This window comes from Pseudomonas sp. AIG (genome assembly GCF_977020205.1).
The window spans coordinates 93,262-115,360 of sequence record NZ_CDROCK010000003.1 but is presented as its reverse complement, the minus strand read 5'-3'; the positions used below and the strand labels follow the sequence as shown (position 1 = coordinate 115,360).

At 61.6% G+C, this 22,099-nt stretch carries 24 protein-coding genes; 22 read left to right on the top strand and 2 right to left on the bottom strand.

The genetic code is table 11. The features are described 5' to 3' along the window. Window positions 1-48 precede the first annotated feature (48 nt). The gene (gene selO, locus ACWR1S_RS03335; protein WP_454562405.1) at window positions 49-1,512 is read left to right on the top strand and encodes a protein adenylyltransferase SelO; all 1,464 of its coding nucleotides are present in this window, start codon (window positions 49-51) and stop codon (window positions 1,510-1,512) included. A gap of 7 nt (window positions 1,513-1,519) precedes the next feature. Here selO and ACWR1S_RS03330 read toward each other — a convergent pair whose 3' ends face one another. Continuing rightward, the gene (locus tag ACWR1S_RS03330; protein WP_454562473.1) at window positions 1,520-1,912 is read right to left on the bottom strand and encodes a helix-turn-helix domain-containing protein; all 393 of its coding nucleotides are present in this window, start codon (window positions 1,910-1,912) and stop codon (window positions 1,520-1,522) included. 317 nt (window positions 1,913-2,229) lie between these two features. On the opposite strand from ACWR1S_RS03330, the gene trxC reads away from it, so the two are divergent. Then, window positions 2,230-2,664 (top strand): thioredoxin TrxC, encoded by a 435-nt coding sequence (gene trxC, locus ACWR1S_RS03325; RefSeq protein ID WP_454562404.1) that lies wholly within the window; start codon window positions 2,230-2,232, stop codon window positions 2,662-2,664. 131 nt (window positions 2,665-2,795) lie between these two features. Here trxC and ACWR1S_RS03320 read toward each other — a convergent pair whose 3' ends face one another. Then, window positions 2,796-3,566: a ParA family protein gene (locus tag ACWR1S_RS03320; RefSeq protein ID WP_454562403.1), complete on the bottom strand. Its 771-nt coding sequence runs from the start codon at window positions 3,564-3,566 to the stop codon at window positions 2,796-2,798. Between the two features lie 356 nt (window positions 3,567-3,922). Here ACWR1S_RS03320 and ACWR1S_RS03315 point away from each other — a divergent pair, with 356 nt between their 5' ends. The 20 genes from ACWR1S_RS03315 to ACWR1S_RS03220 are packed head-to-tail and all read left to right on the top strand — an operon-like array spanning window position 3,923 to window position 22,087. Beyond that, window positions 3,923-4,648 (top strand): beta-ketoacyl synthase chain length factor, encoded by a 726-nt coding sequence (locus ACWR1S_RS03315; protein ID WP_454562402.1) that lies wholly within the window; start codon window positions 3,923-3,925, stop codon window positions 4,646-4,648. Beyond that, entirely contained in the window at window positions 4,624-5,436 is an 813-nt protein-coding gene (locus tag ACWR1S_RS03310; protein ID WP_454562401.1) for a lysophospholipid acyltransferase family protein, read from the top strand. Before ACWR1S_RS03315 ends, ACWR1S_RS03310 begins: the two co-directional genes overlap by 25 nt. After that, window positions 5,414-5,689 carry a phosphopantetheine-binding protein gene (locus ACWR1S_RS03305; RefSeq protein ID WP_116029224.1) on the top strand — a complete coding sequence of 92 codons (276 nt, stop codon included), beginning with the start codon at window positions 5,414-5,416 and terminating at the stop codon, window positions 5,687-5,689. Before ACWR1S_RS03310 ends, ACWR1S_RS03305 begins: the two co-directional genes overlap by 23 nt. Before the next feature lie 9 nt (window positions 5,690-5,698). Then, window positions 5,699-5,953 (top strand): acyl carrier protein, encoded by a 255-nt coding sequence (locus tag ACWR1S_RS03300; protein ID WP_064388843.1) that lies wholly within the window; start codon window positions 5,699-5,701, stop codon window positions 5,951-5,953. Beyond that, entirely contained in the window at window positions 5,950-6,495 is a 546-nt protein-coding gene (locus ACWR1S_RS03295; protein WP_093430103.1) for a COG4648 family protein, read from the top strand. The genes ACWR1S_RS03300 and ACWR1S_RS03295 overlap by 4 nt, the downstream gene beginning before the upstream one ends. Further along, on the top strand, window positions 6,492-8,171 hold the full coding sequence (locus ACWR1S_RS03290) for an AMP-binding protein (RefSeq protein WP_454562400.1): 1,680 nt from the start codon (window positions 6,492-6,494) through the stop codon (window positions 8,169-8,171). The genes ACWR1S_RS03295 and ACWR1S_RS03290 overlap by 4 nt, the downstream gene beginning before the upstream one ends. Window positions 8,172-8,230: 59 nt before the next feature. Next, complete coding sequence (locus tag ACWR1S_RS03285) at window positions 8,231-8,965, top strand: glycosyltransferase family 2 protein (RefSeq protein WP_454562399.1); 735 nt, start codon at window positions 8,231-8,233, stop codon at window positions 8,963-8,965. Beyond that, window positions 8,962-9,909, top strand: coding sequence for an LpxL/LpxP family acyltransferase (locus ACWR1S_RS03280; RefSeq protein WP_454562398.1), 948 nt, complete (start codon window positions 8,962-8,964; stop codon window positions 9,907-9,909). The genes ACWR1S_RS03285 and ACWR1S_RS03280 overlap by 4 nt, the downstream gene beginning before the upstream one ends. After that, window positions 9,890-11,434: an aromatic amino acid ammonia-lyase gene (locus tag ACWR1S_RS03275; RefSeq protein ID WP_108224349.1), complete on the top strand. Its 1,545-nt coding sequence runs from the start codon at window positions 9,890-9,892 to the stop codon at window positions 11,432-11,434. The genes ACWR1S_RS03280 and ACWR1S_RS03275 overlap by 20 nt, the downstream gene beginning before the upstream one ends. Further along, entirely contained in the window at window positions 11,427-11,852 is a 426-nt protein-coding gene (locus ACWR1S_RS03270) for an acyl-CoA thioesterase (RefSeq protein WP_454562397.1), read from the top strand. Before ACWR1S_RS03275 ends, ACWR1S_RS03270 begins: the two co-directional genes overlap by 8 nt. Beyond that, window positions 11,849-12,451, top strand: coding sequence for an outer membrane lipoprotein carrier protein LolA (locus tag ACWR1S_RS03265; protein ID WP_454562396.1), 603 nt, complete (start codon window positions 11,849-11,851; stop codon window positions 12,449-12,451). The genes ACWR1S_RS03270 and ACWR1S_RS03265 overlap by 4 nt, the downstream gene beginning before the upstream one ends. Beyond that, window positions 12,435-14,774, top strand: coding sequence for an MMPL family transporter (locus tag ACWR1S_RS03260; protein WP_454562395.1), 2,340 nt, complete (start codon window positions 12,435-12,437; stop codon window positions 14,772-14,774). The genes ACWR1S_RS03265 and ACWR1S_RS03260 overlap by 17 nt, the downstream gene beginning before the upstream one ends. Then, window positions 14,771-15,934, top strand: a complete 1,164-nt coding sequence (locus ACWR1S_RS03255; protein WP_454562394.1) for a sodium:proton antiporter — start codon at window positions 14,771-14,773, stop codon at window positions 15,932-15,934. The genes ACWR1S_RS03260 and ACWR1S_RS03255 overlap by 4 nt, the downstream gene beginning before the upstream one ends. Further along, on the top strand, window positions 15,921-17,168 hold the full coding sequence (locus tag ACWR1S_RS03250) for an NAD(P)/FAD-dependent oxidoreductase (protein ID WP_116029230.1): 1,248 nt from the start codon (window positions 15,921-15,923) through the stop codon (window positions 17,166-17,168). The genes ACWR1S_RS03255 and ACWR1S_RS03250 overlap by 14 nt, the downstream gene beginning before the upstream one ends. Continuing rightward, a complete protein-coding gene (locus ACWR1S_RS03245; protein ID WP_454562393.1) occupies window positions 17,165-17,890 on the top strand; it encodes a class I SAM-dependent methyltransferase in 726 nt (241 codons plus the stop codon). Before ACWR1S_RS03250 ends, ACWR1S_RS03245 begins: the two co-directional genes overlap by 4 nt. Further along, window positions 17,890-18,486 carry a hypothetical protein gene (locus ACWR1S_RS03240; RefSeq protein ID WP_454562392.1) on the top strand — a complete coding sequence of 199 codons (597 nt, stop codon included), beginning with the start codon at window positions 17,890-17,892 and terminating at the stop codon, window positions 18,484-18,486. Before ACWR1S_RS03245 ends, ACWR1S_RS03240 begins: the two co-directional genes overlap by 1 nt. Beyond that, window positions 18,483-19,679 carry a beta-ketoacyl-[acyl-carrier-protein] synthase family protein gene (locus ACWR1S_RS03235; RefSeq protein WP_454562391.1) on the top strand — a complete coding sequence of 399 codons (1,197 nt, stop codon included), beginning with the start codon at window positions 18,483-18,485 and terminating at the stop codon, window positions 19,677-19,679. The genes ACWR1S_RS03240 and ACWR1S_RS03235 overlap by 4 nt, the downstream gene beginning before the upstream one ends. Continuing rightward, the gene (locus tag ACWR1S_RS03230) at window positions 19,676-20,140 is read left to right on the top strand and encodes a hotdog family protein (protein ID WP_454562390.1); all 465 of its coding nucleotides are present in this window, start codon (window positions 19,676-19,678) and stop codon (window positions 20,138-20,140) included. The genes ACWR1S_RS03235 and ACWR1S_RS03230 overlap by 4 nt, the downstream gene beginning before the upstream one ends. After that, window positions 20,133-20,861 (top strand): 3-oxoacyl-ACP reductase FabG, encoded by a 729-nt coding sequence (gene fabG, locus ACWR1S_RS03225; protein ID WP_454562389.1) that lies wholly within the window; start codon window positions 20,133-20,135, stop codon window positions 20,859-20,861. The genes ACWR1S_RS03230 and fabG overlap by 8 nt, the downstream gene beginning before the upstream one ends. Further along, window positions 20,861-22,087, top strand: a complete 1,227-nt coding sequence (locus tag ACWR1S_RS03220; protein ID WP_454562388.1) for a beta-ketoacyl-ACP synthase — start codon at window positions 20,861-20,863, stop codon at window positions 22,085-22,087. Before fabG ends, ACWR1S_RS03220 begins: the two co-directional genes overlap by 1 nt. The last annotated feature ends 12 nt before the right edge of the window (window positions 22,088-22,099 follow it).

The following is a 22,099-nucleotide window of genomic DNA, read 5'->3' as shown; positions in this document are numbered from 1 at the left end:
CCGGCCTATTCCCAGCAGAATGCTCGGACATTCTGCTGGAGCCGGCCCTTGAAAGCCCTCGACGAACTGACCTTCGACAATCGCTTCGCCCGCCTGGGCGATGCGTTCTCCGCCCACGTGCTGCCCGAGCCGATCGACCATCCGCGTCTGGTCGTCGCCAGCCCGGCGGCGCTGGCCCTGCTTGATCTCGATCCGGCGACTGCTGAAACCGAGGAATTTGCCGAATTGTTTGGCGGCCACAAGTTGTGGGCCGATGCCGAGCCGCGAGCGATGGTCTATTCCGGGCATCAGTTCGGCGGTTACACGCCGCAACTCGGCGATGGTCGCGGGCTGCTGCTCGGGGAGGTCTACAACACTGCCGGCGAGCACTGGGACTTGCACCTGAAGGGTGCCGGGCAGACGCCGTTTTCGCGCATGGGCGATGGCCGTGCGGTGCTGCGTTCGTCGATCCGCGAATTCCTCGCCTCCGAAGCCTTGTTCGCGCTGAACATTCCTTCGTCGCGCGCGGGGTGCGTGATCGGCTCCGACACCCCGGTCTGGCGCGAAAAGCAGGAGCGCGCGGCGATGGTGCTGCGTCTGGCGCCGAGCCACATCCGCTTCGGCCACTTCGAATACTTCTACTACACCAAGCGTCCCGAGCAGCAAAAACAGCTCGGCGAGCACGTATTGGCGATGCACTTCCCCGAATGTCTGGAACAGCCGGAACCGTATCTGGCGATGTTCCGTGAGATCGTCGAGCGCAACGCCGAACTGATCGCCAAGTGGCAGGCCTATGGCTTCTGCCACGGCGTGATGAACACCGACAACATGTCGATCCTCGGCATCACCTTCGACTTCGGCCCGTTCGCCTTTCTCGATGACTTCGACGCCAATTTCATCTGCAACCACTCGGATGATCGGGGCCGCTACTCGTTCAGTAATCAGGTGCCGGTGGGCCAGTGGAACCTCAGCGCGCTGGCGCAGGCACTGACGCCGTTCATCAGCGTCGAAGCCCTGCGCGAAACCCTCGGCTTGTACCTGCCATTGTTCCAGGCCCATTACCTCGACTTGATGCGCCGCCGCCTCGGCTTCACCACGGCCGAGGATGATGACCAGAATCTGCTGGAAGACCTTCTGCAACTGATGCAGAACAGCGGCGTCGATTACACGCTGTTCTTCCGCCGACTCGGTGAAGAGTCAACCGAGCAGGCCGTGGCTCATTTACGTGACGATTTCGTCGACATCAAAGGCTTTGATGCCTGGGGCGAACGCTACGTCGCCCGGGTTGCCCGCGATGGCGACGCCGATCAAGAGCAGCGCCGAGCGCGGATGCATGCAGTCAATCCGCTGTACATCCTGCGCAATTATCTGGCGCAAAAAGCCATCGATGCGGCTGAGCAGGGGGATTACTCAGAGCTACGCCGGCTGCACGCGGTGTTGAGCAAACCGTTTGAGCAGCAGCCGGGGATGGAGGCTTATGCAGAGCGGCCGCCGGAGTGGGGCAAGCATTTGGAGATCAGTTGTTCGTCTTGAACCAGCATCAGGTAAACACATCGATTGGCACATTGAAGCGCTCTGCCAACCAACGAATCTGGCGCAAGTTAAGCTTGCGCTTGCCGTTCAAAATCTCCGAAACAACCGACTGAGTACCAACACCCGGCAAGTCGCTCTGAGTCAGGCCGTGCTCACGCATCATGTAACCGAGAACCTCTTCGCCACTTGCCTGGGCCATGGGGTGATGGGTGTGATCCCATTCTTCGATCCAGTCACCGATGATGTCGACCAGGCTCATCAACGGGTGCGACTCATCATCGCCGGTAATTTCCAGCAGTTCGTCGACTGCCAATACCAAAGCATCGTAGTCGTCTTCGTTTTCTGGCCGATGCAGCGAGCGAGGAAACAAACCCGGGTTTTGGTCCGCGCCGGAATCAATCCAAACATTCTCAAATCCAACAGAGCTCCCGGCGAGAGAAAAAACCGTTTGGGCACTTAAGAATTTTAGATATTCAGAGCCCTTCAAAAGCTCCGAGAGTGGAAGGCGTTTAACTGTCTTGGCGGTCATAGGAATGGTATTTCGCTCAGGTCTGCACAAGATGACCGATTAGATAAAATACAGATAGTCAGCCTCCGCGCAGACGTGCGTAGGCTCTTTCCTCAACTGAGGAAGGTAATGACCTACAGATCAATTCCTTGATAATCGCGACTTTGCCTCCAGATCAGTCTCATAGACTTCCTGCCTGAGAGCCCATCATGTCCGAACCACTCCTCATCCCCTGCCCCTCCTGCAACGGCCTCAACCGCATCCCCGCCGAGCGCCTGGCGGATCAGCCCAAGTGCGGACGCTGCAAATCCGCCGTGCTGCTGAGCAAACCGTTCGAACTCAAGCAAGGCGATTACGCCAGTCAGATCAAGGGTGATCTGCCATTGCTGGTGGATGTCTGGGCGGAGTGGTGTGGGCCGTGCAAGTCGTTTGCGCCGGTGTTCGAGCAGGCAGCAGCGCAGTTGGCGGGGAGATGCCGCTTGGCCAAGCTTGATAGCGAGGCGAATCAGCAGTTGTCGGCGCAGTTGGGGATTCGTTCGATTCCGAGTTTGATTCTGTTCAAGCACGGCAAGGAAGTGGCGCGTCAGAGTGGCGCGTTGCCGTTGCCGCAGTTGATGGCGTGGCTGCGTAGCCAGGGTATCTGACACACCCCAGAACCCCCTGTGGGAGCGAGCTTGCTCGCGAAAGCGGTGGATCAGTAAACGAAGATGTCGACTGAACTGACGCATTCGCGAGCAAGCTCGCTCCCACAGGTGTTCATGGATAGCTCAAGGGATCAGTGATCTTCGAGCAAATTGTGCAGTTCGACGAACTGCTGGGTCAGCTTGTGTCGCGGGTCGAGGTGGATCAGCGGCATGCTGGCCTGATGCGATTCGCGCATGCGCACCGAACTGGTCAGGTACACCGGCAGTACCGGCAAGCCTTCGGTAATCAGCTCATCAAGAATCTGCTGTGGCAGGCTCGCCCGGGCCTGAAACTGATTGACCACGATGCCTTCGACTTCCAGACCTTCGTTGTGGTCGTCCTTCAGCTCTTCGATTTCCGCGATCAGGCCATACAGGGCCTGACGGGAGAAGCTGTCGCAATCAAAAGGAATCAGCACGCGATCAGCGGCAATCAGCGCCGATACCGCATAGAAATTCAACGCTGGCGGCGTATCGAGGTAAATCCGGTCGTAATCCTCGGACAGCTCATCGAGCAACTTACGCAGCTTGTTGATCTTGTGCTTGGCCTCAAGCTTGGGCTGCAAGTCGGCCAGCTCGGCCGTCGCGGTGATGATGTGCAGGTTGTCGAACGGCGTTTCGTAGATATCGGCCTGATTCTTCTTCGAGAACGGCCCCGAGGACAGTGTCTGCTTGAAGAAGTCGGCAATACCCATCGGGATGTCGTTGCCGGTGAGCCCGGTCAGATACTGAGTGGAGTTGGCCTGGGCATCGAGATCCACCAACAGCGTGCGATAACCCTCGCTGGCACTGACCGCGGCCAGATTGCAGGCAATGCTGGATTTGCCTACGCCACCTTTCTGATTGAACACCACGCGCCGCATGACCAAACCTCCGTGTATCAAAGAATGACCGAGTGTAGATGCGCGCGACCTCGCTTCGCTACCTTCATGGACATGGACTACAGAGTCAGGTGCAAATATCTGCGGACAGATAGTGCGATAACCGCCATCGATCGGCGAGAAACCCGACAGACAAGCCGCTGCCGATCTGGATAATGGCCAAATGACAGTTTTCTTGCGAACCACTCGGTACATTTCGTTGCGCAAAATGTAACCAGCATTTGCTACACACTCGTCGCACCGGGATAATGCGCGCCACTCGGCGCCCAGCGCCACGCCAAGCCTGCTGCGGCTCTGGCCACTAAACGCGTCAACGAAAGCCCGCAGGGGCGGGATGAATGTCCGTGATCAACTTCAACATCGCCCAATGGCGCGCGTGGGCCCCTGGCCTCGACAGCGTGGACGCCTGGCAGGCATGGAGCCGACAACCGGTCGTGCTCCAGAGCAGTGATGCCGCGCCCGATGTGTCGTTTTTGCCGGCCATGCAGCGCCGCCGTCTCAGTCGACTGGCGCGTATGGCGTTCAGCGTTGGCTGGCCGTTGGCCGACAGACGGGAGAATCTGCCGCTGGTGTTTGTTTCGCGTCACGGCGAAACCCCGCGCACCTACGAAATCCTCAGCGATCTGGCCAGCGAGCAGCCGCTGTCGCCGACCCAGTTCAGCCTCTCGGTGCACAACGCGATCATCGGCCTGTGGTCGATCATGCGCGGCGAGACCAGCGAAATGACTGCCCTCGCCGCTGCCGGCGACGGCCTCGAACACGGCATGCTCGAAGCCGCGGCCCTGCTCAATGAGGGCGCCCCGGCGGTGCTGCTGGTGATCACCGAAGAACAACCGCCCGAAGCTTATTCCGCGTGGATCGACGACGTGCCGTTTCCGTACGCGCTGGGTCTTTTGCTCACCCCCGGTACCGACTGGCGGCTGACCCTGAACAGCACCACAGAAACACGGTCAAAAGCGCACTGGCCCCACGCGCTCAATCTGCTGCGAACCCTGCTCGGCCAGCAACCCCATTGCCAACATGCCTGGAAAAATCGTGTATGGACCTGGCAACGCAACCCGTGACCGAGAAAAACCGCGACGCCTACTACTGGCGCCTGCTGGCCACCGCCGCAAGCTTCGCCCTGTTCGGGCTTGGCGGGTTGTGCCTGCGCGTGCTGGTGTTCCCGCTGCTGGGCTGCCTGCCCGGTGACGCCCTTGCGCATCGCCATCGCGCGCGGCAGACCGTCAGTCGGTTGTTCTGGTTTTTCGTGCGGTTCATGGCCCGTACTGGCGTGCTGACCTACGACATTCAGGGCGCCGAACGCCTGGGCCGACCGGGGCAGATGATCATCGCCAACCACCCGTCGCTGATCGACGTGGTATTCCTGATCGGTCTGGTGCGCCAGGCCAATTGCGTAGTGAAGAAAAGCCTGTGGGAAAACCCCTTCACCCGTGGCCCGTTGCGCAGCACCGAATACATCAGCAACGACGGCAGCATGGACATGCTCGATGCCGCCGCGCAGTCCCTGCAAAACGGCCAGACCCTGATCATTTTCCCCGAAGGTACCCGCACCCAGCCGGGCCAGGCGCCGGCCTTTCATCGGGGTGCTGCGGCAATTGCCTTGCGCGGTGCGAAAATCCTCACGCCGGTGATCATCAAGGTCAGCCCGACTACTTTGACCAAGGCCGAACCCTGGTATCGAATTCCCAGCCGCCGCGTGCACTTCAGTTTTCGCGTCGGGGCCGATATAGACCCACAAGCCTTCGCCGCGCAGGGCCCCGCACCGCAGGCCTCGCGCAAGCTCAACGATTATTTGCACAACTACTTCATTAAGGAGCTCGCCGAAGATGAGCGATCTGAACACCCCTAGCCTGGTGCGTGACATCAAACTGCTGATCATCGATGCCCTTGGCCTTGAAGACATCAGCGCCGACGACATCGGCGACGAGCAGACGCTGTTCGGCGAAGGCCTCGGCCTGGATTCCGTCGACGCGCTGGAACTGGGCCTGGCCATCCAGAAAAAATACGGCATCAAGATCGACGCCGACGCCAAAGACACCCGTAACCATTTCACCAACGTGGCCAGCCTTGCGGCGTTCGTCACGGCAAAACAGGCAGCTTGAGACCGGACCATGCAAACTCGTGACGATATTTTCAACACCCTGCGCGATGCCTTGGTCGAGCTGTTCGAACTGGATCCGGCCCGTGTGAGCCTGGACTCCAATCTGTATCAGGATCTGGAAATCGACAGCATCGACGCGGTCGACCTGATCGATCACATCAAGCGTCAGACCGGCAAGAAAATCGCCGCCGAAGAATTCAAATCGGTGCGCACTGTCGGCGACGTCGTCGAGGCGGTCTACCGTCTGGTTCAACCGGCCGCATGAGCCGATTGATCGGCCTCGGGCTGCTGCTGGCCGGTCTGCTGTACCCCTTTGCGGTGTATTTCGGCATGGAGCACTTCGCCCCGTGGCAGTTCGGTCTGCTGCTGGGCAGTTTGTGGCTGGCGCGGGCGCTGACCGGCGAGCGCAAGCCCGGCAGTCTGTGGATGGCCTGTGTGGCGATCGCCTTTTGCCTGTTGCTGGCGCTGTTCGACAGCCCGCTGTTGCTGCGCTGGTATCCGGTGCTGATCAGCGGCTTCATGCTGGTGCTGTTCAGCCTCAGCCTGAAATACGGTCCGCCGATGGTCGAGCGACTGGCGCGCTTGCGTGAACCAGAACTACCGGACATCGCGATCCGCTATACGCGCAAGGTCACCGTGGCCTGGAGCGTGTTTTTCTTCTGCAACGGTTTGTGCGCCGCCCTGCTGACCCTGTGGGCACCGCTGAATTGGTGGATGTTGTACACCGGCCTGATTTCCTATGGATTGATCGGCCTGATGTTTGCCATTGAATGGCTGATACGACAACGGGTAAGAGGCCGTACATGAACTGGATAAAACTTGAGCAGTTGTTGCTCAAGCCTGTGCCGGCGCGGGCCATCAGCCACGCACCGGCCCTCGAACACGCGCAACTGTGCGAGCAGGCGTTGAGCGTTGCCGCCGGTCTGCAAGCCCAGGGCGTGAAGCACCTGGCTGTGCACCTGGAAGATGCCGCCGAACTGGCCATCGCTTTGCTGGGCGCATGGCGTGCCGGCGTCAGTGTACTGCTGCCTTCGGATCTGCAAGCACAAACCCGCCAGCGCTGGTCCGCTGAAGTCGATCTGTGGCTGACGGATCACGCCGATGACGCGCAACCTGGCGACTTTCAGCAGCCGCCGCTGCATGGTGCCGAGCTGGATCTCGACCAGTGCCGTCTGAGCCTGTGCACGTCCGGCTCCAGCGGTGAGCCCAAACGCATCGACAAGACCCTGCGCCAACTGGCCAACGAGGTCGAAGCGCTGGAACAATTGTGGGGCACGGACCTCGGCGAGGCTTGCATCATCGGCAGCGTCGCCACCCAGCATATTTACGGTTTGTTGTTTCGCGTGCTGTGGCCGCTGTGCGCCGGGCGCCCGTTCGTGCGCAAGCAACTGGCGTTTCCCGAAGACTTGCAGCGTGCCAGCCGCGAATATCCGGCCTTCGCCTGGGTTGCCAGCCCGGCGTTGCTCAAACGCATGGGCGACAACCTCGACTGGCCTGCCCTGAGCGCCGTGCGCCGAGTGTTTTCCTCCGGTGGCGCGTTGCCGCTTGAGGCCGCGCAGAGCCTGCAGCAACGCTTGCAGCAATGGCCGACGGAAATCCTCGGCAGCTCGGAAACCGGCGGCATTGCCTGGCGTCAGGGCGAACACCTGTGGCAACCGTTCGCCGATGTCGTACTGAGCCAGGACAGCGACGGCGCCCTGCTGATCGCTTCACCTTATTTACCTGCCGGGCACGTCGAACACACCGCTGACGCCGCGCGTATCGCTGCCGATGGCCGCTTCGAACTGCTCGGACGGCTGGACCGGATCGTCAAACTCGAAGAAAAACGCATCTCGCTGCCCATGCTCGAACAGGCCTTGGTTACCCACGCCTGGGTCGCCGAAGCACGTCTGGGCGTGGTCCAGGAAAATCGCGCCTCGCTCGGTGCGTTGCTGGTGCTCAGCGAGTCGGGGCTGTTTGCCTTGCGTGAGCACGGCCGCCGCAGCCTGACCGAAAGCCTGCGCCAGCATTTGCGCCAACACTGCGAAGCCCTGGCGCTGCCCCGGCGTTGGCGGCTGGTGCGGCAATTGCCGTTGAACAGCCAAGGCAAGCTGCCGCAGGCCGATATCGAAGCCTTGCTGATTGCACCGCGAGCGAAAGCGCCGGAAGTGCTGGAACAGGTCGAAACTGAGGGTGAATGGAGTCTGCAGTTGAGCGTGCCGCCGGATCTGGCTTATTTCAGCGGCCACTTCCCTAAAGCCCCGGTATTGCCCGGCGTGGTGCAGGTTGAATGGGCGCTGAACCTTGGGCGGCAGTTGCTGAATCTGACCGGCCCGTTTGCCGGGATGGAAGTGCTGAAGTTCCAGCAACTGGTGCGCCCCGGTGATGAAATCCAGTTACACCTGCGGTTTGATCCTGAGCGCCGCAAATTGTATTTCGCTTATCGCAATGACACGGCGACGTGCTCAAGTGGCCGAATTCTTTTGGGTGTAGAGCATGATTGACCTTGGTGAGTGCTGCGCACTCAATCGCGAGCAGGCTCGCTCCCACAGGAATTACCGGTATGCATAATCCTTGTGCCGTGATCCCGGTTTATAACCACGAAACCGCGATCGGCACCGTGGTCGACGCCCTGCTCGCGCAAGGCTTGCCGTGCATTCTGGTGGATGACGCCAGCACCCAATCCTGTGCGAAGGTGCTCGATACTCTGGCCGTACGCGACAACGTCCATCTGGTACGTCTGACCGCCAATCAGGGCAAGGGCGGCGCGGTGATGACCGGTTTGCGCGGAGCCTCGCTATTGGGTTTCAGCCATGCGCTGCAGGTCGATGCCGACGGTCAGCACGATTTGCACGATGTCGACCGTTTCGTCGAAGAATCCCGCGCGCATCCCGAGGCGATGATCTGCGGTTATCCGCTGTTCGACGAGAGTGTGCCGAAAGGCCGTTTGTACGCGCGCTACCTGACCCACGTCATGGTCTGGATCAACACGCTGTCGCTGCAGATCCGCGATTCGATGTGCGGGTTTCGCGTCTATCCACTGGCCCCGACGCTGGCGGTGATCGATTCGGCGAAAGTTGGCAAGCGCATGGATTTCGACTCGGACATTCTCGTGCGCCTGTCGTGGCGCAATCAGCCGATGCGCTGGCTGCAAACCAGCGTGCACTACCCGCTGGACGGTGTGTCGCACTTCCGTCTGTTCCACGACAACGCACTGATTTCCAGCATGCACACGCGGCTGTTTCTTGGCATGTTGCTGCGCTTCCCGCTGATCCTCTGGCGGCGGTGGCGAACATGACCAGCGAGACCGACAAGAAGCACTGGGCCGACCGCGAAGAACGCGGCAGTTTCCTGCTGATGAAATTCACCGCGTTCGCCGCCAAGGTCCTTGGCCGACGCCTGCTCAGCCCTTTGCTGTACGGCATCGTTCTGTACTTTTTCCTGTTCGGCCGCACCGCACGGCGCAGTGCCTGGCAATACCAGCAGCGCCTGGCCGACTGGAGCCAACGCGCCGATTTGCGCCCGACCCTTTGGCGGGTGTTCGGCCAATTCATGGCGTTCGCCGATTCGATGCTCGACAAGCTTGACGTGTGGAACGGCAAACTGCGCATCGAACAGATTGAGATCATCGACCCGGCGCTGCTGCGCAAGCAGTTGCGCGGCAGTCGCGGGCAACTGCTGGTGGGCGCACATCTGGGCAATCTCGAAGTGTGCCGCGCACTGGCGGAGATCGGCGAAAAGGTCACGATGAATGTGCTGGTGCACACCAAGCACGCCGAGCAATTCAACCGTTTGCTGGGCGAGGCCGGGGCGACCAATCTGCGCCTGATTCAGGTCAGCGAACTCGACCCGGTAATCATGCTGCAACTGCACGAACGGCTGGAGCGCGGCGAATGGCTGGCGATCGCCGGCGACCGTGTGCCGCTGCACGGCGGGCGTAGCGTGACCGTGGACTTTCTCGGCCATCCAGCGCCGTTCCCGCAAGGCCCGTGGCTGCTTGCCGGCCTGCTGAAATGCCCGGTCAATCTGCTGATGTGCCTCAAGCAACCGGACGGCCACTATCGCCTGACCCTCGAGCCCTTCGCCGAAGCCGTGGTGTGGAAGCGCAGCGAGCGCGAGCAGGTCATTCATCAGTGGGCCACCCGCTATGCGCAGCGCCTGAGTCACTATTGCCTCGAAGCGCCGCCACAATGGTTCAACTTTTACCCTTTCTGGAAGACCGATGACGACGCCAACCCATGAGCCGGTAACCTTCGGCGAACGCCCATTGCGCATCGAAGACGTGCTGGCCCTGGCCAACCGTCAGGCGCCCGTGCAGTTGCAGAGCGACGCCGACTACCGCGAGCGCATCGCCAAAGGCGCGCGGTTTCTCGATTCGCTGCTGGACAAGGAAGGCGTGATCTACGGCGTCACCACCGGTTACGGCGATTCTTGCGTGGTCGCGGTGCCGCTGCATCACGTTGAAGCGTTGCCACGTCACCTCTACACCTTTCACGGTTGCGGACTGGGCAAACTGCTCGATGCACAAGCCACTCGCGCGGTGTTGGCGGCACGTTTGCAGTCGTTGTGTCACGGCGTTTCCGGGGTGCGCGTGGAACTGCTCGAGCGGCTGCACGCGTTTCTCGAATACGACATTCTGCCGCTGATTCCTGAAGAAGGTTCGGTCGGCGCCAGCGGCGATCTGACGCCGCTGTCCTACGTTGCCGCGACACTTTCCGGCGAGCGTGAAGTGATGTTCCGTGGCGAACGCCGTCAGGCTGCCGATGTGCATCGCGAACTCGGCTGGACACCTTTGGTGCTGCGCCCGAAAGAAGCCTTGGCGCTGATGAACGGCACCGCCGTGATGACCGGCCTCGCCTGCCTCGCCTTCGCCCGCGCCGATTATCTGCTGCAACTGGCCACGCGCATCACCGCGCTCAACGTGGTGGCGCTGCAAGGCAACCCGGAGCACTTCGACGAACGCCTGTTCGCCGCCAAACCGCACCCGGGGCAAATGCAGGTCGCCGCGTGGCTGCGCAAGGATCTGGCCATCGACGCGCCGACCGCGCCACTGCATCGCTTGCAGGATCGCTATTCGCTGCGCTGCGCACCGCACGTGCTCGGCGTGTTGGCCGACAGCCTGAACTGGCTGCGTTCGTTCATCGAAATCGAACTGAACAGCGCCAACGACAACCCGATCATCGACGCCGAAGCCGAGCGCGTGCTGCACGGCGGGCACTTCTACGGCGGGCATATCGCGTTCGCCATGGACAGCCTGAAAAACCTCGTGGCCAACGTCGCCGACCTGCTCGATCGGCAACTCGCCTTGCTGGTGGATGAGCGTTACAACCACGGTCTGCCGAGCAACCTTTCCGGTGCCCCGGCGGATCGCGCAATGATTAACCACGGCTTCAAAGCCGTGCAGATCGGCACCAGCGCCTGGACCGCCGAAGCGCTGAAAAACACCATGCCGGCCAGCGTGTTCTCGCGTTCCACCGAATGCCACAACCAGGACAAAGTGAGCATGGGCACCATCGCCGCCCGTGATGCGATCCGTGTGCTGGAGCTGACCGAACAAGTCGCCGCCGCCACCCTGCTCGCCGCCAATCAAGGCGTGTGGCTGCGCGCCCAGGCCGAAGACGCCCGACCGCTGCCGCCGTCGCTCGCCGCGATGCATGCAGAACTGGCCAAGGACTTCCCGCCGGTGATCGAAGACCGCGCACTGGAAGGCGAACTGCGCCTGTGTCTGCAACGCATCGCCGCGCAACACTGGAGGCTGCATGCGTAGCGCCGGAGTGCTTCACGCTGACACGGAAATCCTCGTGCCGTTTTTCGACGTCGATACGATGCATGTGGTCTGGCACGGCCATTACGTCAAATACCTCGAAGTGGCGCGTTGCGCGCTGCTCGACAAGATCGGCCACAACTACACGCACATGGTCGAGTCGGGGTTCGCCTGGCCGATCATCGACCTGCAACTGCGCTATGTGCGCGGCGCGATATTCGGCCAGCGCCTGAATGTGCGTGCCAGTCTGGTCGAGTGGGAAAACCGTCTGAAGATCAATTACCTGATCACCGACCTGCACAGCGGCGAACGCCTGACCCGCGCCAGTTCGGTGCAGGTTGCCGTCGAAGTGAGCAGTCGCGAGATGCAACTGGCTTCGCCGAAAGTCTTCACCGATGCCGTGGAAAGGATGCTGCGATGAATGTTTTGGTTAAAAGCCTGAGCGTATTGGCGCTGCTGACGCTGTCAGCGCTGGCCAACGCCTTCGACCTGCAACAACTGAGCGAACAACTGGCGAAACCGGAGGTGATCCACGGTCAGTTCGTCCAGGAAAAACACCTGCGCGCCCTGCCCCAGCCGCTGATCAGCAAGGGCAGTTTCGTTCTGGCGAAAAACCACGGCCTGCTCTGGCTGCTGAAGACCCCGCTGCAACAGGACTACCGTATCACCGCCAAAGGCATAGCCCGGCGTGACGGCAACGGCTGGCAGTTGCTGCCGAACAAGAGTGCCGGTGCCGAGCAGAACCGTTTGTTCCTCGCCGTGCTGCAAGGTGACAGCAGTGGCCTGCAACGGGATTTCGAACTGACGCTGAGCGGCGATGCAAAACAATGGAAACTGACCCTGACGCCGCGCTCGCTGCTACTTAAGCAAGTGTTCAATCAGATCAACATCGACGGCGGCACACTGGTGCAGACCATCGAACTGCTGGAAACCCAAGGCGACAGTACCGTGCTGCGCATGCAGGACAGCAGCGCCGGGCAACCGTTGAGCGACGCGGAGCAACATGACTTTGCCGAGTGAACGCAGGCTGCCCTGGCTGTTCCTGATCCTGCTGCTGGCGGTCGTCGCGCTGGCCGGTTGGCAATGGCGCGACGGTGCGCCGCTGTCGGCGAACCTGATGGAACTGGTGCCTGGCACCAGCCCCGACGCCCTCGAACTGCGCGCCGAACAGCGCATGCAGGAACCGCTCAACCGCGAAATGCTGGTACTGGTCGGTCATGCCGATCGCCAGCAAGCCGTCGCCATGGCACAGACGCTGGGCGAGCAATGGCAGGCCAGCGGACTGTTCGAAAAAGTGCAATGGAACCTGCAAGCAGATCTGCCGGCCTTGCGCACGCAGCTGCTGCAAGGGCGATTGGCGATGCTCTCGGCGGACGACCGGCAACTGCTGATCGAACACCCCGACGCATTCATTCAGCAACGCGTACAAGCCCTGTTCGACCCGTTCAGCGGTTTCAGTCTGGTGCCGAGCCAGGACGACTGGCTGGGCCTGACCGGGCGCATTCAGAACAGCCAGCCGCAGCACGGCTCGGTGCAACTGGACATCGGCAGCGGCGCGTTGATCGCCGATGCCGACGGCAAGAGCTGGGTGCTGCTGCGAGCGCGCACCACCGGCAACGCCTTCGACATGAACCTGCCGCTGCAAGTCGCGGCACTGCTGCAACACAGCCGCGAGCAGGCGGCGAAATCCGATGTGCAATTGCTGGCCGCCAGTGGCTTGCTTTACGCGGCCAATGGTCAGCAGCAAGCCACGCGCGAAATGACCTGGGTCGGTGGTGGTGCGACGGTCGGCATTCTCTTGCTGCTGTTGCTCGCTTTCCGCCGCTGGCGCGTATTGCTGGCGTTCGTGCCGGTACTGGTCGGCATGTTGTTTGGGGCGGTGGCGTGTGTGGCGCTGTTCGGCCATATGCATGTGATGACGCTGGTGCTCGGCTCCAGCCTGATCGGCGTGGCCGTGGATTACCCGCTGCACTATTTGTCGAAGAGCTGGAGCCTGAAGCCGTGGCGCAGTTGGCCAGCCTTGCGCTTGACCTTGTCCGGACTGACCCTGAGCCTGATCACCAGCGCCATCGGTTATCTGGCGCTGGCGTGGACGCCGTTCCCGGCGCTGACGCAAATAGCAGTGTTCTCCGCCGCTGGCTTGCTCGGTGCCTATTTGTCGGCGGTGTGCCTGTTGCCGGCATTGCTGAAAAATGTCGAACTGCGCCCCGCGCAATGGCCACTGCACCTGGCCGAGCGCCTGGTCAAACTGCGCGAAAAACTCCTCGAACGCGTACGCACGCCGGTGTTGCTGGCGCTGCTGATCGCCTTCTGTGTCGGCGGTCTGGTGCAACTGCAAAGCAAAAATGACATCCGCCAATGGGTCGGCGCACCGCAACATCTGACCGACGAAGCGCAGACCATCGCGCGTATCACCGGCTATCAGCCGACCAGCCAGTTCTTCCTCGTGCGCGCCGACAATCAGCAGCAATTGCTCGAGCGTCAGGCCGCGTTGAGCGAACGTCTGCAGCAACTGGTCAATCTCGACAAGCTGCAAGGTTATCTGGCCCTCGATCAACTGGTCAGCCCGCCGAACCAGCAGGAGCAAGTGCGCGAGGCGTTGAACAAACTGCCGCAATACTGGCAGCCATTGCTCGACCTCGGTGTACCGCTCGCCGCCCTGCAAGCAGAACTGCAACAGCTGCAGACCGTGCCCGCTGAAGACATCGACGCGGCATTGGCCGGTCCACTTGGCGAGCCTTATCGCATGCTTTGGCTCGGCCCGAGCGAAGACGGCGTGGCGGCGATGACCAGCCTGCAAGGTTTTAACAACCCGGCGCTACTGCGGGTGCAGGCGCTGGATTTACCGGGAGTGATGCTGGTCGATCGCCTCGGTGAGTTGAACGAGGTTTTCGCCGCGACGCAAATCAGCGCCGCTGAACTGAAACTCGCCTCCTGCGCGTTGATCGTACTGGTGCTGATGCTGCCCTTCGGTCTCGGCGGCGCGCTGCGCATTGTCGCCCTGCCGCTGCTCGCTGCGCTGTGCAGTCTGGCCAGCCTTGGCTGGCTCGGTCAGCCACTGACCCTGTTCAGCCTGTTCGGCCTGCTGTTGGTCACAGCGATCAGCGTTGATTACGCGATTCTCATGCGTGAACAGGTCGGCGGTGCGGCGGTGAGCCTGCTCGGCACCTTGCTGGCCGCTGTGACGACGTGGCTGTCGTTTGGTTTGCTGGCGGTTTCCAGCACACCGGCGGTGAGCAATTTCGGCCTGTCGGTGAGCCTCGGTCTGGCGTTCAGTTTCATGCTCGCACCGTGGGCCGGGCGCCACGAACACACCGCGACAGTCACGGAGCCAGAGGCATGATGGTCGTCGCTTTCTGGCTGCTGGCCATGGCCTTGTTCGTCGTGGCCACTCGCATTGGGCGCCACTTCGGTCTGATCCCGATTGTCAGCCAGTTGCTGCTGGCGAGCTTCGGCTTGCCGCTGCTGATGTACTTCTGGATCGAACCGGGCTGGCAGCTCAGTGGCGCCGAACTGATCGCGCCAGACTGGCTGAAAAACCTCTACAGCCTGAGTTTTGCCTTGCTGCTCGGACATATCCTCAGTGATGTAATTGATCTGAAACTCGATCGCCAGAGCGTGAAAATCGCCGTGCCGAGTTTTGCCGTGCCGTTCACTTGCGGCTTGGCGGCGGCTTACTGGCTACTGCCAACGCAACCGTGGCTCAACTCGCTGGCCATCGGCCTGGTGTTCGCGATCACTGCGATCCCGGTGCTGTACCTGTATCTGCGCCACATCGATTACCCGCCCGCCGCCACCCGGCGTCTGGTGCAAACCGCGATCCTCATTGATCTGACCTGCTGGACACTGTTCGGCCTCGCCCAGGGCAGTCTGCACCTGAGCAGTCTGTTGCTGCCGCTGGGCCTCGCCTGTGTGCCGCTGTTGCTGCGCGTCATCGGTGTACGCCGACCACTGACCTACAGCCTCGGGTTCTTTGCGCTGCTGGTGATGGCCGAGCATTACAAACTCAACGCGCTGATCTTCGGCATCGGTTATCTGCTGTGCATGGCCGCGCTGAAAGTACCGCTGGTGCTGCCCTTGCCAGCGCGCTGGATGAGCCGTTTGCAGACGTGGCTGGCGATTCCGCTGATCCTCACGTTCGGCATTGTGCAGATCGATGTACACAGCGCCCTCACCAGCCTCGGCGCGGCGCAATGGGCGGCGCTGCTGCTGTTGCCGATTGCCAGTAAACTGCTCGGCAACTGGCTCGGCCTCGGCTGGGCCGGCGCTTCGTTCGAAGGCGCCAGCCGCTGGCGCGAAAGCGTGCTGCTGAACATTCGTGGCCTCAGCGAAATCGTCTTTCTCAATCTGCTCTTGCAACAACAACTCATCACCCCGGCGCTGTACTTCGCGCTGATGCTGATGGGCCTGATCGCGACGCTGCTACCGGCCCTGATCGGCCTGCATCGCGCGCCATTGAATCTGCAACATCCTTTGCCCCGGAGTTCACGTGCCAATCGTTGAAATGGAATCCCGTCAGGTCGTGATCATCGGTGCCGGCCCGTCCGGCGCCATCGCCGCCGCGCTGCTCAAACGCAAGGGCCACGATGTGCTGGTGCTCGAGCGCCAGCACTTTCCGCGCTTTTCGATCGGCGAAAGCCTGCTCAGCCATTGCCTGGATTTCGTCGAAGAGGCTGGCATGCTCGACGCCGTCAACGCCGCCGGCTTTCAGCGCAAGACCGGCGCCGCATTCGCCTGGGGCGAGCGTTACAGCGCCTTCGATTTCGGTGACACCTTTACCGGCGGCAAACCGACCACGTTCCAGGTGCAACGTGCCGACTTCGACAAACTGCTGGCCGATCAAGCGGCGTTGCAGGGCGCGGAAATCCGCTACGGCGATGCCATCGTCAGCGTCGATTTCGAGCGGACAAAACCGTTGCTCGACGTACGCCGCGAGGACGGTAGTGAGTACCGCGTCGAAGCGGATTTCGTCCTCGATGCCAGCGGCTACGGCCGCGTGTTATCGCGACTGCTGGATCTGGAAGCACCGTCGAATTTCCCGGTGCGTCAGGCGGTGTTCACCCACGTTGAAGATCACATCGACAACCCGGCGTTCGACCGCGAAAAAATCCTCGTCACCACGCATCCCGAACATCGTGATGTGTGGTTCTGGACGATCCCGTTCAGCAACGGTCGCTGTTCGGTGGGCGTGGTCGCCGCTGAAGAACATTTCAAGGATCGCGACAGCGATCTGGATGCCTGTCTGCGCGGTTTCATCGCCGAAACCCCGAGCCTTGCCGGCGTACTCAACAATGCTGTGTGGGACACCCCGGCGCGCACGCTCGGCGGTTACGCCGCCAATGTAAAAAGCCTGCACGGGCCAGGCTTTGCCTTGCTCGGCAACGCGGCAGAATTTCTTGACCCGGTGTTCTCCTCCGGTGTGACCATCGCCATGCGTTCGGCGAGCATGGCAGCAGCGGTTTTGCACCGTCAGTTGCAGGGCGAAACCGTCGACTGGCAGAGCGAATTCGCCGAGCCGCTCAAGCGTGGCGTCGACACCTTTCGCTGCTACGTCGAGGGCTGGTACGCCGGCACCTTTCAGGACGTGATTTTCTATGAAGACAGCCAGGCGGAAATCCGTCGGATGATCTGTTCGATCCTCGCCGGTTACGCCTGGGATGAGCGCAATCCGTTCGTCAGCGAAGCACGCCGCCGCTTGAAGATGATTTCCGAACTCTGTGCAAAGGACGCCACATGAATTACTTGAGCGACAGCTACGTCGAAGAAACCCGCTTCGGTTTCTGGTTCCTGCGCAGCCACACCTGGCAGCACCACGTGTTGCGCGTGGCGATCAATGATTTACGCGGACTCTTCAGTGAGGCACTGCCGGAAAACCCGGTGTTGCTGGACGCCGGTTGCGGTCAGGGCAAGTCGTTCGGCCATCTGCGCCAGACCTTTGCGCCACAGCGGTTGATCGGCGTCGATGCCGACCCGCACAGCCTTGAATTGAGTGGCGAAGAAGCGGCGCGTCTGGGTCTGCACGTGGAGCTGATCGGCAGCGATTGCGCGACGCTCAATGTGGCGGACGCCAGCGTAGATCTGCTGTTCTGTCACCAGACCTTTCATCATCTGGTCGAGCAGGAAAAGGCGCTGGCCGAGTTTTATCGGGTGCTGAAACCGGGCGGCTATCTGCTGTTCGCCGAGTCCACCGAGGCATACATTGATACGTGGGTGATTCGCTGGCTGTTCCGTCATCCGATGCATGTGCAGAAAAGTGCGGCGCAGTATCTGCAGATGATTCGCGGCCAGGGTTTCGAGTTTGGCGAAGGCAATGTTTCCTACCCGTATCTGTGGTGGAGCCGGTCGAAGGATTTTGGTTTGCTGGAGCGGTTTGGCTTACTCAAACCCAAGCCGTTCGGGCAGCGCGAAGAGACGTTGGTGAACGTTGTCGCGCGTAAACCTCTGGCAGAGGTTTCCTGATGCTACCAATAACCTGTGGGAGCGAGCTTGCTCGCGAAAGCGATGTATCAGTCACCAGAACTGTTGAATGTGAGACCGCATTCGCGAGCAAGCTCGCTCCCACAGTGGCTGCAGCGCTGCGAATGGTGATGATCGGCGCAATATTTCTTTTAAGTGCCTGCGCCAGCCAGGCGCCACTCCCGGCGGGCAACCCGACTTTGCCATTGCCGCTGCAACTGCACATCGAACGCCAACAGGCCGAACAACGTCAGGATTGGCTGCTGGTGATCCAGCGCGAAGGCCCGGGCATCCGTTGGTCGATGATGGATCCGCTAGGCATTCCTCAGGCCCGTCAGCAATTGATCGACGGTCGCTGGCAGGCTGATGGTCTGCTGCCACCGAACCCCGAAGCCCGGGAATTGTTTGCTGCGCTGTTGTTCGCCCTGACCCCGTCCGGCGAGCTGCTGCGCAATTACCCCGCCGCGCAACAACAGGGTCCGCAACGCTCCCTGCCAGCGCGCTGGGATATTCACTATTCACAACCGTTGAGCTTTCAATTGAACCTGCCCCAAGGCCCGCACTATCGCGTTTCTCCGCTGGGTGAACCGACGCCATGACCGCTTACCTGAATGCCCTCGGAGTGGTTTGTGCGCTGGGGCGCGACAAGTCCGAAGTCGCGCGCAACCTGTTTGCCGGCGACTGTTCGGGCATGCGCCGCGAGTCTGGATGGGTGCCGGAGCGTGAGTTGCCAGTGGCCGCCGTCCAGGGTGAACTGGCGCCGATCCCGGCAGAACTCGCCGATCAACGCAGCCGCAATAATCAGCTGTTGCTGGAAGCGGCACTGCAGATTCGCGATGACATTGATCATGCTATCCAGACCTACGGCTGCGACCGTATCGGCGTGGTCCTAGGCACCAGCACTTCGGGTATCGACGAGGCCAGTCGTGGCCTGGCGCATTACATTCGCGAGCAGCAGTTCCCGGCGGAATACGACTATCGGCAACAAGAGCTCGGCGCGCCGGCCAACTTCCTCTCTGACTGGCTGCAACTGAGCGGCCCGGCCTACGTGATTTCCACCGCGTGCACATCCAGCGCGCGTGCATTGATGAGTGCCCGGCGCTTACTCGATCTGGGCCTGTGCGACGCAGTGTTGTGCGGCGGCGTCGACAGCCTGTGCAAACTGACCCTCAATGGATTTTCATCACTGGAGGCGATGGCCGACGAGCGCTGCAATCCATTCTCGGCCAACCGCAGCGGCATCAATATCGGCGAAGCGGCAGTGCTGTTCGTGATGAGCAAACAACAGGGCGAAGGTCCGGCCATTGCCTTGCTTGGCGCCGGCGCCAGTTCCGACGCCCATCACATTTCCGCCCCTGAGCCGACGGGGCGCGGCGCGCTGCAAGCGATGCAGAAAGCCTTGAACCGCGCGCACCTGCAAGCAGCGCAGATCAGCTACCTGAACCTGCACGGCACCGCCACCCAACACAACGACGCCATGGAAAGTCTGGCGGTCGCCGAACTGTTCCCCGCAGGCGTGGCCTGCTCGTCGACCAAACCGCTGACTGGCCATACCCTCGGCGCAGCCGGCGCACTGGAAGCCGCGTTCTGCTGGTTGAGCCTGAGCGCCGACAATCCCGAAAACGCCTTGCCACCGCACGTCTGGGACGGTCAGGCCGACCCCGCGCTGCCGCCACTCAAATGGGTGACCGCAAGCGAGCGCCTGACGTCCATTGCACCCCGCTACCTGATGAGTAACTCGTTTGCCTTCGGTGGCAACAACGTCAGCCTGATTATCGGAGACGCCCCATGACTGATTGGCCGCTCGCCGAATTGCTGCCCCACGCGGGCGACATGATTCTGATCGACAGCGTCTCAAGCTTTGACGATGAGCAGATTTACACCCGCCTCACGGTCAAGTCAGATGGCCTGTTCAACCTGCCCGACGGCAGCCTGCCGGCGTGGGTCGGCGTCGAGCTGATGGCGCAGAGCGTCGCCGCGTTTGCCGGTTGCCACGCGCGCCAGAAAGGCAATCCGGTGGAGCTGGGCTTTTTGCTCGGCACACGCAAATTTGAGTGCAACGTCGAAGCGTTTCCCGCCGGCAGCGAGTTGACCATTCATGGCCTGCGCTCGCTGGAAGACGACAACGGCATGGGCGTCTTCGAATGCCATATCAACGGCGCTGGCATTCACGCCAGCGCGCGCCTGAACGTGTTCCGCCCGCCTCAGGTTAATCAATATCTGCAACAGACACAGGAGTCGAACGATGACTGAATCCGTACTGGTCACCGGCTCCAGCCGTGGCATCGGCCGCGCCATTGCCTTGCGTCTGGCGCAGGCCGGGCACGATATCGTCCTGCATTGCCGCAGCGGTGTGGCCGAAGCACAAGCCGTTCAGGCTGAAGTCGAAGCGCTGGGCCGCAAGGCGCGGATCCTGCAATTCGACGTCGCCGACCGTGAAACCTGTAAAGCCATCCTCGAAGCCGACGTCGAAAGCCACGGCGCCTATTACGGCGTGGTGCTGAATGCCGGCCTCACCCGCGACGGCGCGTTCCCGGCACTGAGCGACGATGATTGGGACGTGGTATTGCGCACCAACCTCGACGGTTTCTACAACGTTCTGCACCCGGTGATGATGCCGATGATCCGCCGTCGCGCCGCAGGTCGCATTGTCTGCATCACCTCGGTGTCGGGGCTGATCGGCAACCGTGGCCAGGTCAACTACAGCGCCTCCAAGGCCGGCGTGATCGGCGCGGCAAAGGCGTTGGCGATCGAGCTGGGCAAGCGCAAAATCACCGTTAACTGCGTCGCACCGGGCCTCATCGACACGGCGATGCTCGACGAAAACGTGCCGGTGGAAGAATTGATGAAAATGATCCCCGCGCAACGCATGGGCACCCCGGAAGAGGTCGCCAGTGCGGTGAATTTCCTGATGTCGGCGGAAGCCTCGTACATCACCCGCCAGGTGCTGGCGGTCAACGGAGGTTTGTGCTGATGAAGCGCGTCGTCGTCACCGGCATGGCCGGCATCACTTCGCTGGGCAGCGACTGGCAGACCATCGCCGGCAACTTTGCGGCCAATCGCAGCGGCATCCGCCGGATGGACGAGTGGGATCGCTTCAGCGAACTCAACACGCGTCTGGCCGGGCCGATCGATGACTTTGCAGTGCCCGCACACTGGACCCGCAAGCAATTGCGCAGCATGGGCCGGGTGTCGCGTCTCGCGGTGGGCGCGGCGGAACAGGCACTCGCCGACGCCGGACTGCTCGGTGATCCTTCGATCAAGGACGGGCGCATGGGCGTGGCCTGCGGCTCGTCCACCGGCAGCACCGACGAGATCAAAGCGTTCGGCAACATGCTGCTCAACTCGGTGGCTGAAGGCCTCAACGCCAACTCCTACGTGCGGATGATGCCGCACACCACGGCGGCCAACATCAGCATCTTCTTTGGCCTGACCGGGCGGCTGATCCCGACGTCCAGCGCCTGCACCAGCGGCAGTCAGGGCATCGGTTACGCCTACGAGGCGATCAAGTTCGGCCGCCTGCCGTTGATGCTCGCCGGCGGCGCCGAAGAACTGTGCCCGACCGAAGCCATGGTCTTCGACGCGCTCTACGCCACCAGCCTGAAAAACGATGCGCCGCAGACCAGTCCACGCCCCTACGACAAGGATCGCGACGGTCTGGTGATCGGTGAAGGCGGCGGCATGCTGGTCCTGGAAGAGTTGGAACACGCGCTCGCGCGCGGTGCGCGCATCCACGCCGAGATCGTCGGTTTCGGCAGCAACGCCGACGGCCAGCACACCACGCGCCCGGAACAAGTGACCATGCGCCGTGCCATGGAGCTGGCGCTGGAAGACGCCGGCCTGACGCCGGAGGCCATTGGCTATGTAAATGGTCACGGCACGGCTACAGAACAGGGCGACATTGCCGAAACACTGGCGACCAGCAGTTTGTTTGGCGAACGCATGCCGATCAGCTCGCAGAAGAGTTTTCTTGGCCACACCCTCGGCGCCTGCGGCGCGCTGGAGTCGTGGTTCAGCATCGAAATGATGAACCGCGACCTGTACGTGCACACGTTCAACCTCGACGAGGTCGATCCGCACTGCGGCAAGCTCGATTACCTGCGCGGCGAATTCCGCCAGATGCATCACGACTACGTGATGAACAACAATTTCGCTTTTGGTGGCGTCAACACCTCGTTGATTTTCCGCCGCTGGCACTGACCGCTACACGTT

What these genes read in the sequence shown, in the direction of transcription:
- trxC (WP_454562404.1), top strand. Translation starts at nt 2,230, where the DNA reads ATGTCCGAACCACTCCTCATCCCCTGCCCCTCCTGCAACGGCCTCAAC.
- ACWR1S_RS03320 (WP_454562403.1), bottom strand. Translation starts at nt 3,566, where the DNA reads ATGCGGCGCGTGGTGTTCAATCAGAAAGGTGGCGTAGGCAAATCCAGC.
- ACWR1S_RS03315 (WP_454562402.1), top strand. Translation starts at nt 3,923, where the DNA reads ATGTCCGTGATCAACTTCAACATCGCCCAATGGCGCGCGTGGGCCCCT.
- ACWR1S_RS03310 (WP_454562401.1), top strand. Translation starts at nt 4,624, where the DNA reads ATGGACCTGGCAACGCAACCCGTGACCGAGAAAAACCGCGACGCCTAC.
- ACWR1S_RS03305 (WP_116029224.1), top strand. Translation starts at nt 5,414, where the DNA reads ATGAGCGATCTGAACACCCCTAGCCTGGTGCGTGACATCAAACTGCTG.
- ACWR1S_RS03300 (WP_064388843.1), top strand. Translation starts at nt 5,699, where the DNA reads ATGCAAACTCGTGACGATATTTTCAACACCCTGCGCGATGCCTTGGTC.
- ACWR1S_RS03295 (WP_093430103.1), top strand. Translation starts at nt 5,950, where the DNA reads ATGAGCCGATTGATCGGCCTCGGGCTGCTGCTGGCCGGTCTGCTGTAC.
- ACWR1S_RS03290 (WP_454562400.1), top strand. Translation starts at nt 6,492, where the DNA reads ATGAACTGGATAAAACTTGAGCAGTTGTTGCTCAAGCCTGTGCCGGCG.
- ACWR1S_RS03285 (WP_454562399.1), top strand. Translation starts at nt 8,231, where the DNA reads ATGCATAATCCTTGTGCCGTGATCCCGGTTTATAACCACGAAACCGCG.
- ACWR1S_RS03280 (WP_454562398.1), top strand. Translation starts at nt 8,962, where the DNA reads ATGACCAGCGAGACCGACAAGAAGCACTGGGCCGACCGCGAAGAACGC.
- ACWR1S_RS03275 (WP_108224349.1), top strand. Translation starts at nt 9,890, where the DNA reads ATGACGACGCCAACCCATGAGCCGGTAACCTTCGGCGAACGCCCATTG.
- ACWR1S_RS03270 (WP_454562397.1), top strand. Translation starts at nt 11,427, where the DNA reads ATGCGTAGCGCCGGAGTGCTTCACGCTGACACGGAAATCCTCGTGCCG.
- ACWR1S_RS03265 (WP_454562396.1), top strand. Translation starts at nt 11,849, where the DNA reads ATGAATGTTTTGGTTAAAAGCCTGAGCGTATTGGCGCTGCTGACGCTG.
- ACWR1S_RS03260 (WP_454562395.1), top strand. Translation starts at nt 12,435, where the DNA reads ATGACTTTGCCGAGTGAACGCAGGCTGCCCTGGCTGTTCCTGATCCTG.
- ACWR1S_RS03255 (WP_454562394.1), top strand. Translation starts at nt 14,771, where the DNA reads ATGATGGTCGTCGCTTTCTGGCTGCTGGCCATGGCCTTGTTCGTCGTG.
- ACWR1S_RS03245 (WP_454562393.1), top strand. Translation starts at nt 17,165, where the DNA reads ATGAATTACTTGAGCGACAGCTACGTCGAAGAAACCCGCTTCGGTTTC.
- ACWR1S_RS03240 (WP_454562392.1), top strand. Translation starts at nt 17,890, where the DNA reads ATGCTACCAATAACCTGTGGGAGCGAGCTTGCTCGCGAAAGCGATGTA.
- ACWR1S_RS03235 (WP_454562391.1), top strand. Translation starts at nt 18,483, where the DNA reads ATGACCGCTTACCTGAATGCCCTCGGAGTGGTTTGTGCGCTGGGGCGC.
- ACWR1S_RS03230 (WP_454562390.1), top strand. Translation starts at nt 19,676, where the DNA reads ATGACTGATTGGCCGCTCGCCGAATTGCTGCCCCACGCGGGCGACATG.
- fabG (WP_454562389.1), top strand. Translation starts at nt 20,133, where the DNA reads ATGACTGAATCCGTACTGGTCACCGGCTCCAGCCGTGGCATCGGCCGC.
- ACWR1S_RS03220 (WP_454562388.1), top strand. Translation starts at nt 20,861, where the DNA reads ATGAAGCGCGTCGTCGTCACCGGCATGGCCGGCATCACTTCGCTGGGC.